Here is an 809-nt window from a genome sequence, read left to right as displayed (position 1 = left end):
GAATCATTTTAGAGAACATTAAATGAGCCTAATTATGAACCGTCTAATTTCCTCGGGTTTTACCGTTGCTTTGTCATTACTTGTAGTGGCATGTAGCTCACCCCACACGTTGGATGTACGCGTACAAAAAGACAATTACAAAGAAGTGGTTGTAGAAGAAGCGATATCAGTAAAAGAGCCATTGCGTATGTGGGCGAGTGAGAACCCAGACTTCTTATACTCTCCAATCGATCAAACAACGCCAATTAAAGTGTCAGGTGAGCAACTAAATATCTTAGCTTTGTCAGGAGGCGGCGCGAACGGAGCCTTTGGAGCCGGTATTTTGATAGGGCTGGAAGAATCTGGCCAATTGAAAGACTACTCAATAGTTACTGGCATCAGTGCAGGAGCGCTAATAGCACCATTTGTATTCATCGGCGGAGATGCATTTCCGAAGATGAAGGAGGTGATGTTAAACATCAATGACAAATCAGTGCTCGGCAAAAAGAACTTTTTAAACACCGTGTTTAAAGATGCTTTTACTGACGGTAAAAACTTGAATCAATTTATCGCTCAGGCGTTCCCTGAACCGATGATCGAGCAAATTGCTGCGCGACACCGCAACGGTAAGCGTTTGTTTATTGGTAGCACACACTTTGATTCTGGAGAGCTTGTCATTTGGAATGTGGGCGCAATTGCAAATAGTGACATGCCAGATAAGTCTGAACTTATATATAAGGTTTTAGCAGCAAGTGCTTCTATTCCTGGAGTCTTCCCACCGCAGTTTATCAATGTGAAGTACGAAGGTAAAAGTTATGAAGAACTTCACG

Annotated in this window: 1 protein-coding gene; it reads left to right on the top strand. The window is 42.5% G+C overall.

All coding sequences use genetic code 11. From position 1 onward, the window contains the following. Positions 1–34: 34 nt before the first annotated feature. Positions 35–809, top strand: a 775-nt coding sequence (locus tag AB4138_RS23770) for a patatin-like phospholipase family protein (RefSeq protein WP_372307963.1), incomplete at its 3' end; no start/stop codon positions are given.

The organism is Vibrio sp. 10N.286.52.C3 (assembly GCF_041468865.1).
GTDB lineage: Bacteria > Pseudomonadota > Gammaproteobacteria > Enterobacterales > Vibrionaceae > Vibrio > Vibrio crassostreae_C.
This window is presented reverse-complemented; position numbering and strand designations above follow the sequence as displayed.